15 protein-coding genes and 2 pseudogenes are annotated in these 16,644 nt (G+C 61.3%); 6 read left to right on the top strand and 11 right to left on the bottom strand.

Annotation, left to right across the window (positions count from 1 at the left end; genetic code table 11):
- Nucleotides 1-184: 184 nt before the first annotated feature.
- The 3 genes from J3L12_RS10660 (at nucleotide 185) to J3L12_RS10650 (ending at nucleotide 4,182) form a co-directional block, all read left to right on the top strand.
- The gene (locus tag J3L12_RS10660) at nucleotides 185-1,354 is read left to right on the top strand and encodes a sugar synthetase (protein ID WP_208015040.1); all 1,170 of its coding nucleotides are present in this window, start codon (nucleotides 185-187) and stop codon (nucleotides 1,352-1,354) included.
- 291 nt (nucleotides 1,355-1,645) lie between these two features.
- Nucleotides 1,646-3,319: an ABC transporter ATP-binding protein gene (locus J3L12_RS10655; RefSeq protein ID WP_208015039.1), complete on the top strand. Its 1,674-nt coding sequence runs from the start codon at nucleotides 1,646-1,648 to the stop codon at nucleotides 3,317-3,319.
- Nucleotides 3,320-3,519: 200 nt separating this feature from the next.
- The gene (locus J3L12_RS10650; protein ID WP_208015038.1) at nucleotides 3,520-4,182 is read left to right on the top strand and encodes an RNA-binding protein; all 663 of its coding nucleotides are present in this window, start codon (nucleotides 3,520-3,522) and stop codon (nucleotides 4,180-4,182) included.
- 264 nt (nucleotides 4,183-4,446) lie between these two features.
- Here the strand turns inward: J3L12_RS10650 and J3L12_RS10645 are convergent, their stop codons facing one another.
- Nucleotides 4,447-5,145, bottom strand: coding sequence for an alpha/beta fold hydrolase (locus tag J3L12_RS10645; RefSeq protein WP_208015037.1), 699 nt, complete (start codon nucleotides 5,143-5,145; stop codon nucleotides 4,447-4,449).
- Between the two features lie 327 nt (nucleotides 5,146-5,472).
- On the opposite strand from J3L12_RS10645, the gene J3L12_RS10640 reads away from it, so the two are divergent.
- Both J3L12_RS10640 and J3L12_RS10635 read left to right on the top strand, forming a co-directional pair.
- A complete protein-coding gene (locus J3L12_RS10640) occupies nucleotides 5,473-6,258 on the top strand; it encodes a DUF4388 domain-containing protein (RefSeq protein WP_208015036.1) in 786 nt (261 codons plus the stop codon).
- A gap of 13 nt (nucleotides 6,259-6,271) precedes the next feature.
- Nucleotides 6,272-7,648: an amino acid carrier protein gene (locus J3L12_RS10635; RefSeq protein WP_208015035.1), complete on the top strand. Its 1,377-nt coding sequence runs from the start codon at nucleotides 6,272-6,274 to the stop codon at nucleotides 7,646-7,648.
- Between the two features lie 232 nt (nucleotides 7,649-7,880).
- Here the strand turns inward: J3L12_RS10635 and J3L12_RS16750 are convergent.
- The 9 genes and pseudogenes from J3L12_RS16750 to J3L12_RS10590 form a co-directional block, all read right to left on the bottom strand.
- Nucleotides 7,881-8,267 (bottom strand): annotated as a pseudogene (locus J3L12_RS16750) (transposase); the annotation flags it as partial.
- 93 nt (nucleotides 8,268-8,360) lie between these two features.
- Entirely contained in the window at nucleotides 8,361-9,002 is a 642-nt protein-coding gene (locus tag J3L12_RS10625) for a bifunctional 4-hydroxy-2-oxoglutarate aldolase/2-dehydro-3-deoxy-phosphogluconate aldolase (protein WP_208015034.1), read from the bottom strand.
- A 70-nt stretch (nucleotides 9,003-9,072) separates the two neighbouring features.
- Nucleotides 9,073-9,807: an SDR family oxidoreductase gene (locus J3L12_RS10620; RefSeq protein ID WP_208015033.1), complete on the bottom strand. Its 735-nt coding sequence runs from the start codon at nucleotides 9,805-9,807 to the stop codon at nucleotides 9,073-9,075.
- Nucleotides 9,808-9,830: 23 nt separating this feature from the next.
- Nucleotides 9,831-10,769, bottom strand: a complete 939-nt coding sequence (locus tag J3L12_RS10615) for a sugar kinase (RefSeq protein ID WP_208015032.1) — start codon at nucleotides 10,767-10,769, stop codon at nucleotides 9,831-9,833.
- Complete coding sequence (locus J3L12_RS10610) at nucleotides 10,762-11,802, bottom strand: Ldh family oxidoreductase (protein WP_208015031.1); 1,041 nt, start codon at nucleotides 11,800-11,802, stop codon at nucleotides 10,762-10,764. Before J3L12_RS10610 ends, J3L12_RS10615 begins: the two co-directional genes overlap by 8 nt.
- Complete coding sequence (locus tag J3L12_RS10605) at nucleotides 11,799-12,506, bottom strand: SDR family oxidoreductase (RefSeq protein WP_208015030.1); 708 nt, start codon at nucleotides 12,504-12,506, stop codon at nucleotides 11,799-11,801. The genes J3L12_RS10610 and J3L12_RS10605 overlap by 4 nt, the downstream gene beginning before the upstream one ends.
- A 56-nt stretch (nucleotides 12,507-12,562) precedes the next feature.
- A complete protein-coding gene (locus tag J3L12_RS10600) occupies nucleotides 12,563-13,837 on the bottom strand; it encodes a TRAP transporter large permease (RefSeq protein WP_208015029.1) in 1,275 nt (424 codons plus the stop codon).
- Nucleotides 13,828-14,322 carry a TRAP transporter small permease gene (locus J3L12_RS10595; RefSeq protein WP_208015028.1) on the bottom strand — a complete coding sequence of 165 codons (495 nt, stop codon included), beginning with the start codon at nucleotides 14,320-14,322 and terminating at the stop codon, nucleotides 13,828-13,830. Before J3L12_RS10595 ends, J3L12_RS10600 begins: the two co-directional genes overlap by 10 nt.
- A 59-nt stretch (nucleotides 14,323-14,381) precedes the next feature.
- Entirely contained in the window at nucleotides 14,382-15,353 is a 972-nt protein-coding gene (locus J3L12_RS10590; RefSeq protein ID WP_208015027.1) for a C4-dicarboxylate TRAP transporter substrate-binding protein, read from the bottom strand.
- A gap of 129 nt (nucleotides 15,354-15,482) precedes the next feature.
- Here J3L12_RS10590 and J3L12_RS10585 point away from each other — a divergent pair, with 129 nt between their 5' ends.
- Nucleotides 15,483-16,259, top strand: coding sequence for an IclR family transcriptional regulator (locus J3L12_RS10585; protein WP_208015026.1), 777 nt, complete (start codon nucleotides 15,483-15,485; stop codon nucleotides 16,257-16,259).
- A 116-nt stretch (nucleotides 16,260-16,375) separates the two neighbouring features.
- On the opposite strand, the pseudogene J3L12_RS10580 reads toward J3L12_RS10585, so the two are convergent.
- Nucleotides 16,376-16,573 (bottom strand): annotated as a pseudogene (locus J3L12_RS10580) (transposase); the annotation flags it as partial.
- Between the last annotated feature and the right edge of the window lie 71 nt (nucleotides 16,574-16,644).

The following is a 16,644-nucleotide window of genomic DNA, read 5'->3' as shown; positions in this document are numbered from 1 at the left end:
CGTGCCATGCTTGTGCCAAACTTCAGGCGTCTGGCCCCGTTCAGCGATACACAAGATGGGGGTGGGTGATGGGAGGCAGGCGGTGCGTATGGAATGTCTAAACCCTACCTCCTACCTCCTTGTAAGTTGTTCCAGTAAAGATGGTACTGGAAGTTCAAAGGAATGACGCCGAACCGAGCTCAACATGCTGGATGAAATCCTGCTCCTGACCAACGGCCCTGGCGAGCTTTCGACCTGGGTTCCGCCGGTGCTTTCGCGCTTGCGACGGGAAGCCCCCAGGGCTCGGATTGAGCTCTTTCTGATCCGAGATCAGTTTGCCGCCGGAACCGAGCAGGCCAAGGCCAGGGAGCTGGCACTGGAGGCCATCTCGGGCCGATCGGCGCTGGTTCGGCGGCTTCTGCGGGGCAAAGCCAGAGGCCGGGGGCTGGTGTTGATGCTGGGGGGTGCGCCGCGCGATGCAGTTTTGCTGGGCCGGGCCACGGGGTATCCGGCTTTTTCCTACACCTTCGATGCCAAGGCCCATCACCCCGGTCTGCGGGCAGTGCTGGTGGACTCCGAGCGCACCAAAAGCGCCATGCAGGCTAGAGGCGCCGACCCCAGCCGCGTGGTAGTGGTGGGTAACCTGGTGGTGGATGCCCTGAACGAAGCCCCCCCGCAACCCACCCAGCCCGCCGATGTGCTGCTGTTTGCGGGCAGCCGCCCTTTTGCGGCCCGCTACCTGCTGGGGTTTTTGCTGGCGGCAGCCGAGCAGATGGCGGCCCAGAGGCCGGGGCTTCGCTTTGCCTGGGTCAGGAGTCGCCTTTTGCCAGAAGCTGTGGTGGCGGAGGCGCTGCAAGCGCATCTGGTGCAAGACATCGGGGGGGTGGGGGCTAGTTGGGCAGGGCGGGGCTTGCGTACCCAGCATGGCCTCGAGGTGGCCGTGCTGGATGAGCCTGAGCGCTATGCAGCCATGCGCCTGGCTTCACTGGCGATTACCATTCCGGGCACCAACACCCTCGAGCTGGCCCTGGCCGGTCTGCCCTCGCTGGTGCTGTTGCCCCTGCACAAGCCGGAGATGCTGCCGCTGGAGGGCATCTGGCACTGGCTCCTGAGCCTGCCGGGGGCCCGGCCCTTCAAGCAACAGTTTGTGCGGGGCCTGGTCTCGCGCATTCCCCACCTGGCCCTGCCCAACCAGTGGCTGGGCGAGCGGGTTTTCCCGGAGCTACGCGGAGTTTTTAGACCTACCGAGGTCGCGGTGGCCGGGTTGGAACTGCTGGCCCCCCAGCGGGCCCAGGAAGTCCGGGCCAAACTCGAGCGCCTCGAGGCACGGCCCGGAGCCGATAAGCTGGTGGCGTATGTACTGGCTAACTGCTGATGTGGATTTTTTGCATGGGTGATTTTCCTGCCATAAGTGGTCTGGTAACAAACTAACCGGGATGCCTCCAATGAACCTGACTTCTGCCCTTGACTTCCTACGGTCATTCCGAGACGTGCGCAGTGGAACGGGGAATCTGTTGCGGCAGGGGTACAGTGAATACAGTGGACTGTACCGCAGCAGTTTTCTCACTTCGCCTCGCTATGTTCGGAATAAACGGGAAATAAAGTCTCCAGAGCGCCAAGCTGTGAACCCCCCATCGCCCTGTTCCCTGTTTCCTGTCCCCTCTACATGAACCTCCTCCGCCTATTGCGCCCCTTTCTGCCCCACATCCTGCTGGCGGCAGGGCTGGCGGTCTTGCCCGCTGTGGCCCAGGCCTGGCTGCCGGGCCGGGTGGTCAAGCCGCTTTTTGACCAGATACTCGCAGGGCAGTTTGACCGTTTGGGCGAGGTACTTGGGGCGGGGGCGGCCCTGCTCTTGTGGCTGGTGGTGAGCGGGTATGTGCTGGAAGCCTTTTTGGGCTACCTTTCGGTCAAAATGCCGGCGGTCTGGCGGGAGCGGGTCTTCGAGCACCTGCTCAAGACCCACCTGATGGCCCTGCCGACCTCGTCCGGTGGGCTGACCGGGCGGCTCATTGCCGACCTGAAGGAGCTGGAAGGTTTTCTGTTCTATAGCCTGGGGGGGCTGCTGGTACAGGGGATTTTGCTGCTGGCTCTGCTGACCCAGCTCCTGCTGCACTATGCCCAGCTCACCCTGTATTTACTGCTGGTGCTGCCCCTCATGGCCCTGCTGCTGGGCTGGCTGGGGGCCTGGGTGACCCATTACAGCCGCCGTACCCAGGCGGCACTGGAGCGCCTCGCAGGGCGCATGGCCGAGGGCTTTGGCCGCCTGGAACTGATTCGGGCCTTGCACCTGGAGGACTTTGCCCTGGCCCGGTTTCGCCAGAGCAACCGGCAGCAATACCGCCTGGGGCGCACCCGCAGCCTGATTGGGGCCTTGAACCTGCCCCTGGGGCAGCTTGCCACCACCTTGCTGCTGGGCCTGCTGCTTTTTCTGGGGGTGGGGGCTGTGCAAAGGGGCGAGATGACCCCTGGCGACCTGACCGCCTTCCTGACCTTGCTGGCCCTGGCCATTGCCCCCTTACAAATTTTGAGCCGGGTGGGCACCGGGTTCGCCCAGGCTGAAGGGGCGGCGGCCCGCGTGGTGGAGCTGCTGAACCTACCCCAGGCACCCCCTATGGGTAAGCTGCGCCCCGAAACCCTGGAGGGGAGGCTCGAGCTTCGCCATCTGAGCTTTAGCTACCCTGGCAGTACGGCCACCCTGCAAAACCTGAACCTGCGCCTGGAGCCCGGCTCTTTCACCGCTATAGTGGGCCCCTCGGGGGCGGGCAAAAGCACCCTTTTGCGGGTGTTGCTGGGCCTTTACCCCCCGAGTGAAGGGCAGGTTTTGCTGGACGGACGCGAGCTGCAAAGCTACGATTCGGCCTGGCTGCGATCCCGCATGGCCTGGGTGCCCCAGGAACCTCTGCTCTTTGCCGGAACCGTACAGGAAAACCTGGCAGTGCTGGCCCCAGGCGCAAGCCCGGAGACCATGCAAAAAGCCCTGCAAACCGTGGGCCTCTACCCCGAGGTGGATCTGCCCACTCTGCTGGATGATGAAGGGGGCGGGCTTTCGGTGGGGCAACGGCAGCGCCTGGCGATTGCGGCGGCGCTCCTGCGCGAGGCCAAAATTCTTTTGCTGGACGAAATTACCAGCGCCCTGGACAAACAGAGCGAGGGACAGGTGGTGGCAGCCCTGGAAGCCGTTCGTCCGGGCCGTACCGTGATTGTCGTGGCCCACCGCCTTTCTACCGTCCAGCACGCCGACCAGATTGTGGTAATGGAGAATGGCTGCATTGCGGAACTGGGTACCCATGCGGAGCTGATGGCCCTTGGAGGGGTGTACGCGGGGCTGTGGAGGGGTTGAAATAAAAGATGTTTATGGTTGATGGTCTATAGTCTATAGCCAGGGGTAAAAGTCCAGCAGCAGGGCACTCACCCCCATGGAGGGTGGGTCGAAACTACCATAAACCGCTACCACTCGAGTTGAACCCCAGCCGTTGATCTACTTTCGAGCGCGACCTGCGACTTGAGACCTGTGACCTGCGACGAGCTATGGAGGAGACCATGCAGGAATACCTGAAAAAAGCCCGAGGGGGCCGGGTGGTACAGACCCCGTTCCTGGAGGCCGATGCGCTGGACGAGCTACGCCGACTGGCAAAGCAGGAGGGGATTTGCCTCGAGAGCTTTGGGGGCCTCCCACTGGCCTCCCGTCAGGTGGCGGTGCTGTTCCCCGAGCACATCCCGGCGGTGGCCGACCCTACCCTGGTGGTGTTTTTGCGCTTTGAGGGCGACCTCGAGGCCCTCGAGGACAGGCTACGCGGGCTGTTGGAGCCGGGCCTCCTGGGCGATCTGGAAGAAACCGCAGAGGGCTTTTTGCTGGCGACGCTGCCCAGAGGACTCAAAACCCTGGAGGCGGCTGGCGTGGAGGCCCAGCCCGCCTCCCCCGAACAGTTGCCCAAAACCCGCGAGCGCACCCGCAGCGTGGTGGTGCCCAGCCTGCGGGTGGACGTGGTGGGGGCCAAAGGCTTTGGGGTCTCGCGCACCTACTTTGCCCAGGGGGTCAAGGCGGGTAAGGTCAAGCTGCGGGGCAAAACGGCCTCGGCCAAGGACGAGCTGGCCGAAGGCGATGCCCTGCTGGCCGAAGGGCTGGGCAGCCTGGTGGTCAAGAGGGTGTTGGGCCAGACCAAGCGGGGGAACGTGAAACTGGAGCTCGAGGTTCGCCGATAGCGGCGAGTAGCTGATAGCCGATGGTCAATAGCCGATAGCCAAGCCAGGGGCATAGTCTATGGGGATTTACCAAGTCTCTGGTTTGATGAAGCGTCGAGATGGCTTCGTTGCTAGCCAGTGCTGCAACAACGAAAAAAATCCCAGCGTCCGAGCGAGGAGGCTGCAGGCCGATAAAGCAATCCAGATAGAGAACCTATCAACAAATGGGCTCGAGCGGGTTTTTACCCATGCCCTGTGATGCCTGTATGTTTTTGCAATGGTGCACTATTTTTGCACTGGGAGTTTTTCCCGTAGCCAGGCCGCAATGTCGTTGGAGATTTGCTGGGCCAGCGGATCCAGAAGCATATCGTGCTGGCTGTTGTAGGAGCGATACTCCTTGTGGGGGCCGCCGATAAGGTCAAAATAGCGACGCACTGCCTCTTGGGGCACGGTGTCGTCCTGGGTGGCCTCGAGCACCAAAGCAGGCGCCCAGACCCGCGGCAGCAGTTCCGGCACGCGCTGCTGGAGGGCAATCAACTGGGCCAGCGCCCTGGTGGGAAAGTTGGGGTAGTTGGGGCTTTGGGCGCGTCTTTTGGCCTCTTCGGCAGGGTCGGTGCTGAAGGCCCAGGGTTTGATGAAGTGGAGCCAGGGGGCCAGGTAGGCTGTGCGGTTCTTCAGCCCCAGGGCAGGGGCCAGGGCTACCAGCGCGGCGGTTTTGTGCTCGGCGGCCAGCCAACCCGCCAGCAGCCCTCCCATGGAAAGCCCCACCACCGCCCTGGGTTCGGGTAGCGCCAGGTAGGCTTCACGGGCTGTTTGCAGCCAGTCCTGCCAGCGCACGCCCCGCAGGTCTTCGGGTCGGGTTCCGTGGCCGGGGAGGGTGGGCTGGGCTACGTTGAAACCGGCCTTTCGTAGCGTCTCGGATAGCGGCCCCATGGTCAGGATGGGATGGGAGGTAAAGCCGTGCAGCACCAGTACGTTTGACATCTACTCCAGCTTATCGCAAAGAAAGGTTGGCAGGCAGGCCAGAAGTATAGAACTCAGGCTCTTATCATTTGCCTGAGCATCGTCGTTTCAACCCCTCACCCGGCGACAGCGGTTACCGCCAGAATTGTTTTATTTGGCAGAAGGGGCGCCAAACTAGCCAGCGCTGTCGCCACCCTCTCCCGCAAGGGGAGAGGGAAAGGGGAAAACGATAAAAGCCTGTATAGAACTGTCGGTGAACCTTACAAACCGCTGGGGTGTGGTTAGAATGGGTTTGCGATGCGAAATAGCGTCGGTCAAAACGGACAGTAACACCCACGGAGGGGTATTGTGCTCAGCGGCAACCTGGCGGAGTTTCCCCTTTTGCGGCTCCTGGAGACCCTGATGGGCACGGCCAGGGGCGGGGCTTTGTTCATTGAGCACCCCAACTTCTTGGGTCGTATCTATCTGTCTGGGGGGCATCCGGTTCATGCGGAAGCGGGTTCGCTGCGGGGTTTGGAGGCCCTCGAGCTCCTGGCGGGCGTTCGCTCCGCGCCGTTTCGTTACGAGTCCGAAACCCAAGCCCAGGAACAGAGTATTGAGCCCAGCCTCGAGACCCACCAGCTCATTCTGCACCAGTTTGAAGCCTGGGAGGAGATCAGCCTACCCGATAACTGGGGCCTGAACCTCAGGGGAAAGGGGGCTCCGGAGAAGACCAGGCTAAGCCCATTGGAGCTGGCAGTGCTAACCTACGCACAGGGGCAGAGCATTGCAAAAACCCTTATGAACCCGCGTCTTTCCCCCCTCGAGACTGCCCAGGTACTCAGCAAGCTGTTGCGGCTGGGTCTGCTCGAGGCCCGGCTGTATCTGGAAATCAGACCCGAACCCCTGGTGGTACTCTCTTTATACGGCGGAGGGCAGGGGGTGGCTGTGATAGACGAAGATTTATATGCCCAGTGGCAGGGTTTGCTAGGCGGCCCGTTTCGGGTGCGGCTGCGTACCAAGCACCAGGAGACCACCCTGCGCCCCGAGCCTCGCATTAACATGCAAGGCCGCCTGGGGCTCTTCGAGCACGATTTGCGCCAACTGCGCCTCAGCCGGGGGATGCCGGTAGAAGCCTGGCCTGAAGCCGGGTAAACAAGGGCAAGCTATGGATATTCTTGCGCTAAACGATTTTGTCAACCGAGCAGTCTACGGCGAATGGATGATGCTGGTCTTCATCCTGGTGGGTCTGTATCTGTCGTTTCGCGCTGGCTTTCCCCAGTTCAGTCGGCTGGGCATTGCCCTGCGCGAGACGTTCGGGGCCATCCGGGAGCGCTTCCAGAGCTTCGGAGGTCAGATCACGCCCTTTCAGGCTGCCATGGTGGCCATGTCGGCCACCATCGGAACCGGCCACATCATCGGGATGGTGGGCGCCGTGCTAATCGGTGGGCCTGGGGCAGTGCTGTGGATGTGGGTTGCCTATCTGGTGGGCATGGCCACCAAGTTTGCCGAGGCTGTCCTGGCGGTTCATTTCCGCCGTCAGTACACCGATGGTTCGGTTATGGGCGGGCCCATGGTCTATATTCGCTATGGCCTGGGCAGGCGGTTGGCCTGGTTGGCCGGGCTATTTGCGCTATTTACAGCCATTGCCGCTTTTGGTATTGGTAACCTTTCGCAGGCGGGTGCGGTGGGTGCTGCCTTCGCACAGGAATTCAACGTGCCTCCGGCCATCACCGGCTTGCTGGTAGCCCTGCTGGTGGGGGTGCTGCTGGCTGGCGGCATTCGCCGAGTTGCCCGCTTTGCCCAGGTAGTGGTACCGCTCAAGCTACTCCTGTTTCTGGTGGGGATGCTGCCCCTGCTCTTGCTTCACCTGGGGGATATTCCCGGTGCGCTGGCCCTGATTGTCTCCTCAGCATTGAGCTTTCAGGCTGCGGCGGGGGGGGCTGCTGGGGCTGCTGTGTCGCTTGGCCTGGCCGAAATCCTCAAAGCGGGCGTTGGACGGGGCATTTTTGCCAACGAAGCAGGGCTGGGCTCGGCAGCCATAGCCCACGCCCAGGCCCAGGTAGACCACCCGGTGCGGCAGGGCTTCTGGGGCCTGACCGAGATGCTCGTGAGCCTGGGCGTAACCACCCTGATGGCCCTGACCTTTATTGCCAGTGGCCTCTGGCAGCGCTTTTTGGGGGGCGACCGGGTAGAGGCCGCCCGCTTCTTGTTTGCCGAACATCCGCTGGGGGTGGCCGTACTTGGGCTGATGCTGGCTATTTTCGCCCTGGGAACCATGGTTTCCTGGGGCTTTTATGGCGAGGAAGGGGCGGCCTATCTGTTTGGCGAGGGCATCCGCTGGCCCTACCGCCTGACCTTTGTGGCCTTTGCTTTTGTGGGGCCGCTGGGGGGTCTGGCGGCCCTGACCAGTGTGGCCGATACCCTGAACGGCCTGATGGCCATCCCCAACCTGATTGCCCTCCTGGCCCTGGGGGGGCTGGTGGGGCGGCTGGTGCGGGAGTTCTTCGGCGGTATGCCCTGGCAGCCCCCCGAAGAAGATTGAGAAGGGTTGAAGCCTGAGGTTATAGGCTGAATGCTAAGTACACGACAAAAGCCTGAAACAGTTGTCCAGGTCGCGTCTTTTAGCTGGCAGGAAGAACAGGATCTGGCGTAAGAAGTCCAGGCCTCTGCGGAATGGGCTTCCTCCATCTGGCTTGTGCGCTTATCTGCCTCAGGGCAACAGGGCTTTTCGGATAGGCTCTTAGTACACGACAAAACTTCCTTCGTGTGCTACCTCATAACTCCACCCCGGCCATCTTCAAGAGGATGCGGCTGCGAATGAGGTTGTGCACCAGAAGGATGAGGTTGACCCGAGCCACCAGCCCCCAGTAGGAGCGGGCTTCTACCCTGTGCAACCCCAATGACCGCACCATTACACTGAACCGGGTCTCGATCCAGTTGCGCAGCCCCCCCATCCAATCCTTCCACCCCGTCTCCACCACCTTCCCTCCCCTAAGCCGGAAGGGAGGCGTCTGAACCCCCTGAACCCACCGGAAGCCCCGATCCCCCAAGACCGCGGGCAGGTCGGCTACCAGCTCCCTCCCCCAGGTCTCCCGGGCGTTCCCGGGAAGGAGGGCATAGCGGAAGAAGAGACCCCGCTCGTTCATCACCACGTACCCGCCGGAAGGCGCGGGTGAAGGTGCGAGTCTGAGCTAAGGGCTCGTTGGCGAAGAACTCCACCATGCACTCGCCCACGCCGATCAGGTCCAGCGCCTTCATACCACCCCCGCTTCCTCCAGCGCCCGGCGGGTAGCGACTTCGATGGCAGCCCAGTCGCCGCCCTCGAGCGCGCCCCTGGGGAAGAGGTTGGAACCCAGTCCTACCGCCAGGGCCCCGGCCTGCAGGTAGGCCGGAACCTCGGCGGGCCTGATGCCGCCCGTGGCCAGGATCTGGAGGTTGGGGAAAGGCCCCAGCAGATCCTTGAGGTAGCCCACGCCCCCGCACGAGCCGACGGGGAAGAGTTTGATCACGTCGGCCCCCAGGCCCTTCGCCCGCGCGACCTCGCTGGGGGTGAGCACGCCCGGTACGTAGGGCACGCCCACTTCGCGCGCGAGTTCCAGCAAATCCTCGCCCAGGTGGGGGCTGACCAGGAACCCCGCGCCCGCCTCGAGCGCTGAGCGCCCCTGCTGCGCGTTCATCACCGTGCCCGCACCCAGCAGCACGCCCTCGGGCAGTTGCTCGCGCAACTCGCGCATGGCCTCGAGCACCCCTGGGGTAGTGAAGGTGAGTTCGATGGCCCGCAGGCCGCCTCGAGCCGCCGCCAGCGCGGCCTCCACCGCACCGGGGACTGATGGGGCCCGCAGCACCCCCACCACCCGAACCTGGGCCAGCACGCGACTGAAGTCCTGAACGCTCATCTCCCTCCTAGCGGGCCATCTAGCCCCCGTCCACCACCAGGATGGGTGAGAATTTGATATTAGACCAACCTCAGTAAGCCAGAAAGCCTCCGTCCACTACCACCGCCTGACCTGTGAGGTAATCGGCCTCCTCCCCGCATAGAAAAGCGCCCACTCGGGCAATATCCCGAGGCTCCGCCCAGCGACCTAGGGGTATGCGGTTGGTAATGGGCTCATAAAAAGCAGGATTCTGCCAGACCGCAGCGGTAAACTCGGTTTTGACGTAGCCCGGACAGAGAAGATTGACCCGAATCCCCAAAGCAGCCCATTCCTTAGCCAAGGCCCGGGTCAGCCCCAAAAGACCGGTTTTGGCCGTGGCGTAAGCCGGTATGTGAACCGGCCCTCCCCCGCTAAAGGTGGTCACCGAACCGATGAAGAGGACGCGCCCCCAACCCGTTTGGGCCATATAGGGTGCTGCAGCCTGCGCTAGAAGAAAGGCCACATCCAAGTGAAGGTACATGACCCGTCGCCAATCTTCATAAGAAAGCTCCAGAGCTGGCTTGCGTATGTTGAGGCCTGCCGCGTGCACCAACACATGTAAGGCTCCAGCTTGGGCCAGAACCTGACGCACCGCCTCCTGAGGCGGCCGCTCGGTTAGGTCAAGCGGGACGGCAAAAGCCGGTAGATCGCGGGCTTGGAAAGCTTCCACCGCTTCGCTAGGATTGCGGCTTACGATCCCCACCCTGAAACCTCTGAGCAAAAGTTCCTCGGCCAAGGCCCATCCGATGCCCCGGCTCCCTCCGGTAATCAAAGCTACCCGCTGCATAAGCCTTACCCCCAAAAGCCAGCTCAGCGCTCCACAACAAACCTACGCTTCAAGAAGTCCGCCAGTTCAGAATAGGAGGGAGCCCCCTCATAATCCCCCGGCACCGATACCACCAAAGCACCCAGGGCGTTGCCCAGCTCGAGCCGCTCTGCAGGCGGCCTACCCCACAAGAGCCCGGCCAGATAGCCCGCGGAAAAAGCATCGCCAGCCCCTACCGGATCGACCTCCTCGACCAAAAAGGCCTCCGCCTCCACCCAACAATCCTCCACCAAGGCCACCGCTCCAGAACGCCCCCGCTTGAGCACCACCTGCCTAGGGCCCAGAGCCTGAAGCTTCGAGAGAAGACCCTCCCCTTCTAAACCCCAAAGCCGGGCGTCTTCCTCGCTTAGGAAAAGACAATCCACTAAAGGCAGAGCCTCTTCCAGCCAGGCTCTTGCCGCCGCCTCTTCCCAAAGCTTGGCCCTGTAATTGACGTCTAGGCTGACTAAGGCACCTTGGGCGCGTGCCTCCTCTATCGCCCAGCGGGCAAAATCCGCCGCGCTGGGTGAGAGGGCTGGCGTAACACCGCTCAGATGAAAAATTCGGCAACCCTCTAGGTAAGCTGAATTGAAAGCTCCGGGGCCCATCCGAGAAGCCGCTGAGCCCTGACGATGGTAATGCACCCGTCCCCGCCCGCCGGGCAAGCGCTCGCGCAGGTACAGGCCTGTGGGCGCCTCAATCCGCCGCACCTGACCCACATCCACCCCTTCAGCTCGCAAGCGCTGGAGTACCAACTCCCCCAGCTCGTCCTGACCCAACCAACCTACAAACCCCACCCTAAAGCCCAAGCGGGCCAAGGCCACGGCCAGGTTGGCCTCTGCCCCACCAACGCGCAGTTCTAAGCAGGTCTGGTGGCGCAAGTACCCCGGCTGAGGAGCCAGAAGGAGCGCCATGGCCTCGCCTGCAGTCACCACCTCAGGCATGCCCGACCTCCAACGGCTGGCCGTAGCGCCGGCCCAGCTCGTTCAGCGCCTCAAGGGTAGCGGCTTCCAAAGGTATTCCATCCCGCAGACGTTCGGCCTTCAGAACCGCCTCCCGCTCCCCAGGCAAAAACACCTGCTGAAAACCTGGAGCCGGGGGAACAGCCTTCAGCTCAAACCAGAGCCGACGCATCCTCTCTACAAAAGCTTCACTTGATAGGAAACGGTTCGGATCCAGCGCCAAAAAGAGATGGCCCACGTTCTGGGGACGCGACCACTCGTCATACATCCGGCCCACCTCATGGGTGACCCCCGCCCCGGTGAGCACACCGGCTAAAATCTCTACCATCAAGGCCAAAGCGTAGCCCTTAGCCCCCCCTAGAGGCAGAAGGGCCTGCACTTGGTGGGGATCCTGAGTGGGGCGACCCTCCTCGTCCACGCCCCACTCGGGCGGAACGGTCTCGCCTCGAGCTCGAGCCAGAAAGACCTTACCCATAGCGGTCTGGGAGGTGGCCAAATCAACCACCAGCGGCCCTTGAGGAGTGGGAGCGGCAAAGGCTAGCGGATTGGTACCCAAAGCAGCCCGGCGCCCTCCATAAGGCACCACATCAGGCTCAACGTTGCTAAAAACCAGGCCCACGTATCCCGCTTCAGCCAACCGCTCTGCGTAAAAACCGGCCATGCCAAAATGGGTGCTGCGCTGCACCCCCACCGCCCCTATCCCATAGGCTTGGACCCGGCGCACAACCTCCCCTGTGGAGAAAAGAGCAACCCGAGGACCCAGTCCCAAGTCGCCATCGAGCAACCCCAAAGGTCCTTCATCACGAAGCCAGCGGGGCGCAGGACGAGGGTTGACCAAACCAGCCTCGAGCCGGCGAACGTAAATCGGCAACCGCACCAACCCATGGCTGGCGATACCTTTGAGATCGGCCTCCAGCAAGACTTGAGCAGTGGCCTGCGCCGAAGGTAGGTCGGCTCCAGCCGCCTGCAAAAGCCCTTCCGCCCAAAGCCTCAAAGCGTCAGCAGAAAACCTCATAGGCTCATTCCTCCATCAACAACAAAAGCCCCACCGGTAGCGAACGCTCCCTCGTCCGAAGCCAGGTATACCGCCAGGGCGGCTATCTCCTCTGGCCGACCCAGGCGGCCCAGAGGTTGGCGGCTGGCGAAAACCCGCAAACCCTCCTCTCCCCCTGCCCGCTCGCGCAAGGAAGGCGTATCCACTGTGCCCGGACAAAGAGCGTTGACCCGAATCCCATAGGGGGCTAGCTCGAGAGCCGCCGCTCGACTTAAAGCCACCAGCGCGGCTTTAGTGGAGGCGTACACCAAACGTCCCGGAACCGCCTTGAAGGCAGCTACCGAGGCCACGTTCAGAATGCAACCGCTTCGACGCACCTTCATCCCAGGTGCCGCCGCCTGCATAGCCCAAAAAACGCTCTTGGCGTTGAGCAGAAAAGCTTCTTCCCAGTCTTGATCAGTAGCTTCCAAAAGCCCCCCTGTGGGCACCATGCCCTGGGCGTTCACCAAACAGTCCAGTTCCTGCAAGCCCCTGACCAGATCGAAGAGTGCTTCTCGATCCCGGGCGTCTAGCTGCACAGCCCGGCAAACTCCCTCGAGCTTCTCAGGATGCAAGGTAGCGGCTGTAACCTCGGCCCCCTCATCCACAAAAGCCTTGACGATGGCCCGGCCTATACCTTGCCCTGCCGCAATCACCAGGGCTCTCTTCCCCGAAAGCTTCCCCATAAGCACCTCCAAAACCGCAAACCACAACCAGCCTCTAGAAGCAAAACGTCAAGGCGCTAAAAGAGCAAGCGCGGCAAGAAGGTCACAATCCCTGGAAACAGATAAACCAACAGCAAAACCAAGCAGACGGCCAAGAACAGCGGCCAGCCTTCACGTACATACGACTCTATGGAACAGCGCATTACTGAGCAGACCGAGTACATCGAAAGCCCAACCGGCGGGGTGAGCAAACCTAAGGCGCTGGTCATCACCATCAGAACGCCGAAGTGGACTAGATCCAAACCCAAAGCCTTGGCCGTAGGCACCAGAATGGGGGTAAGCAAGATGATCATCACCGTGGAGTCCAAAATGGTGCCGAGCAACAAAAGTCCCAGCAAAATCACCGCCAAGGCCACCCGGGGATCTTCAGCCAGGCCAACTAAGAACTGCGACAGCGCTTGTGGAACCATCTCCCACTTCATGCCGTAGCCGATCAAGGCCGAAGCCGAGATTAGGAAGGCCACCATGCCGATGTCGACCACCGAGTTCCGGAAAGCCCTCGCCACCCGCTCCCAGCGCAGCTCCCGGTAGATGGCTCCTACCAGCAGGGCGTAAACCACTGCCGCCGCCCCCACCTCGGACGGTACGAAAACTCCCGTGCGCAAGGACAGGAGGAGTAGGATTGGAAAGAGTACCGCCCAAAGGCCGCCCCAAAGGGCCTCCAAGGTCTCTCGTGCTGAGGGACGCTGGGGTAGTTCGGGCTGATAGCCTCGCGCTCGAGCCAGCACCGCCACCACTACCATGTAGGTCAGGGCTAATAGCGCGCCAACCCCGATTCCTCCGGCAAAAAGCTGGCCGATAGACACCTGCCCGATGCTTCCATAAAGGATAAGGCCAATGCTAGGCGGTATGGCCACCACGATAAGCCCGCTAAAACCCTGAAGGGCCGCCACAAAGGCGGCGCTGTAACCCCGGCGTACCATCTCTGGCCCTAAAATGCGGGCCTGCATGGTGGCATCGGCGATGGCCGAACCGGAGACCCCACCCATCAGTAGGCTCAAGACCACACTAACCTGGGCTAGGCCACCGCGCATATGACCGGTCAGCACGCGGGCCACCTGGAGCAGGCGACGGGTCACCCCCAGCTCATTCATTAAGTTGCCCGCCAGGATAAAGGTAGGTATGGCCAGCAGCGAAAAGTTCTGTGTCTCCGAAAGCAGGAGCTGTACCGGCATGGTCAAGGGCAGGCTGGGCTGCTGGAGAAAAAAAACAAGCCCGCCTACGGCAATGGCAAAGACCACCGGCATACCGAGCACTAGAAGGAGCAGAAAAACCCCCAGGCTTAGGAGCATCCGAACCCCCGCCAGGCGCGATAAGCCCGCTTTAGACGCCCTAAAGTGGTGGCAAGCAGAAGCAAACTGCCGGCGCTTACACTAAGAGTCACCCAGGTGTAGCTGAAACCGGGAATGCCCTGGAAGCTGCGAAAACGGGTCAGGTAAGCCATCTGCAAGCTGAAATAGAAGAGAAGAACCAAAAAGAAGGCTATGAGGACAAGGTTAAGCATCAGCAGAACCTGCTGCTTTTGGGGAGAGAGGCGACGAACTAAGAGTTCAACCGCCAGATGACGGTCTTTTCGTAAAGCCATATCCGCACTGAGAAACACGCACCAAGCAAAAGCAAAGGTGGCCAAATCCATGGCCCAGTCCAACGGCCTTCCTAGAAAACGGGCTACCCCACCCAGGAAGACCACTGCCACCGTAAGGGCTAGGAAGGTCTGGGCTAGGCCTTCCTCGAGCCTCACCCAGCTCTCGCCTAGCGTTCTGGAGCTCTTTTCCATGAGTTCCTCCGCAAACGGGGCCCTCGAGGAGCGAGGGCCCCTACAGACTCACCCGCTTGCTAACGCGCCAGACCAAGCTGGCTGTAAATGAGCCTGCGCACTTCAAAGATGCCCAGTCTCTGGTAGGCCGAAAGCCCAGCCTGCTGGAAAGGCGCCAGGTTGATATCGCTTACGATAATCATACCGCGGCGCTGGATTTCCTGTTTGATGCGGGCCTCATTTTCTTCGATCTGCCGAGAAACAGCCTGACCGGCGCGGCGACACTCTTCGGTGAGGATGTTACGGTAGCCCAACGGCAAACGACGGAACCAAGCTTCACCCACCACTTGGAAGTTGATAAGCAGGAAGTGCTTAGTCTCGTTCACATAACGAACCACTTCCCACAGGCTCATGTCGGGGATGTTGGCGTAAACCAGCTCCGCTCCGTCAATGGCTCGCTGCTGCAAGGCGCTGTAGATCTCACCAAAGGGCAGGGCTACGGGCGTAGCACCTAAGGCTCGCACCGACTCCTGCCAAACCGGTGCTGGTGGCGTGCGGATGCGCAGTCCTTGTAGGTCTTGAGGAGAGCGAACAGGGCGGTTGGTCATAAAATGGCGATAGCCTTGCACCCAGTTGAAGCAAAGCACCCGGATACCATACTGATTGGCCAACCGGTCAACCCAGGTCTGAACAACCGGGAGGCGCAGCAACCGTTCAACCGTCTGATAGTTGTCCACAAAGTAAGGCCCGTTGAAAACCCCAAACTCTCGCACATAGTTGCCCAGCCTGGCCCCATCGGTGTTCTGCCCTACTGGAACCCCCTGGCGCAACTGCTCAATGATGTCCTCTTCTACCCCAAGCTGAGCGCTGTGGAAAACCAGGATCTGCAAGTCGCCGTTGGTTCGTTCAGAAACCCGCTGGGCCCATTGTTGTAAGGCCGCGTGATAGGGATGGCCTGGCCCCAGTACGTGGTTGTAACGCAACGTGTAGGTGGGCGCACCCCAGACCAAAGCCAGCGATAAGAACGCCAAACTCACCAAAAACCTAAGCATTTTGAACCTCCTTTCGTTTGTCCCAACATATAACACCTAGTTTCAAATAATGTCAACACGCGTTAGGATGGAAGCGGAAAGGGGCCTCCTTAATCCCATATAATGGGACTGATTGCGGAGGAGGTAGAGATGCGCGAAGCGCCACTCGAGTCTAGCCCGGCCACAAGCGTAGAGGGTGCCCAGACCCTGTTACGGGGACTCTCGCTATTGGAAAAGGTGGCCGAGGGCGTTCACGACCTGGAAAGCCTTGCCCGCACCCTAGCGTTACACAAAAGTACCGCTCACCGTATTCTGAGCGCCTTAGTAGCGGCAGGATATCTACGCCACGAACCCCGCCGGGGCTATCATCTGGGCCCCAAGCTGATCCGCTTGGGCTTCCGCGCCTACAACCAACTCCATCTGCCCGCCTTGGCTAGGGCCCACCTCGAGCGCTTGCGCAACGCAACACGCGAGACCGTTCACCTGGCCATCCTGGACAACCGGGAGGTGGTCTACATCGAAAAGATACCAGGCAAACGAGAGTTGCAGCTTGCCTCTCAGATAGGCGCCCGCTTTCCCGCCCAGTCTACCGCCCTAGGCAAAGCCTTGCTGGCCTGGCTGCCTAAAGAGCACCAACAAGCGATCTTTGTGCCCGGCCTGAAGCGCACCGAGCAAAGCATAGTCACGTGGCCGCTATTCGAGGCCGAACTGGAACACACGCGAACCCGGGGCTACGCCCTTGACCTAGAGGAAAACGAAGTAGGGGTGCGCTGTGTGGCCGCCCCCATCTTTAACGGCAACGGCGAACCAGTGGCCGCTGTCAGCATCTCCACCGCCGCGCTCTACCTGCCCGAAGAGCGCATTCCTGAAGTGGCCCAGCAGGTAATCGAAACCGCAAAACGCATCAGCCGCGAGCTTGGAGGATAAGCGCGTTGCCCTAAGTACACGACAAAACAGTTGTCCAGGTCGTGTCTTTTAGCTGGCAGGAAGAACAGGATCTGGCGTAAGAAGTCCAGGCCCCTGCGGAAAAGGCTGATCGGCTTACGACCGTGCTTCTTGATTTTGAGTTCTTTTTGCTCGGCCAGCCATTCACCAATCAGCACACATCAGACCAGCGCCAGACTGATCAGCGCTATCAGCTTCTCGATACGCTCAGGGTGGGTCAGGTGGGTATCCTCAAGGTTTAAGCCCCGGCTCTTCATGGCCGCAAAAAGGCATTCGATACCCCAGCGCTGTTTGTAGGCCGCCAGAGCCTGGGAAGGGTCGGCGTTGGTGGCTAGAATCAGCCACTCCTCCTTGAGCCGCATCCCCA

The organism is Meiothermus sp. CFH 77666 (genome assembly GCF_017497985.1).
Taxonomy (GTDB): Bacteria; Deinococcota; Deinococci; order Deinococcales; family Thermaceae; genus Meiothermus.
Note: the sequence above shows the minus strand (reverse complement) of the source record. Positions and strands in the feature narration are given on the sequence as shown.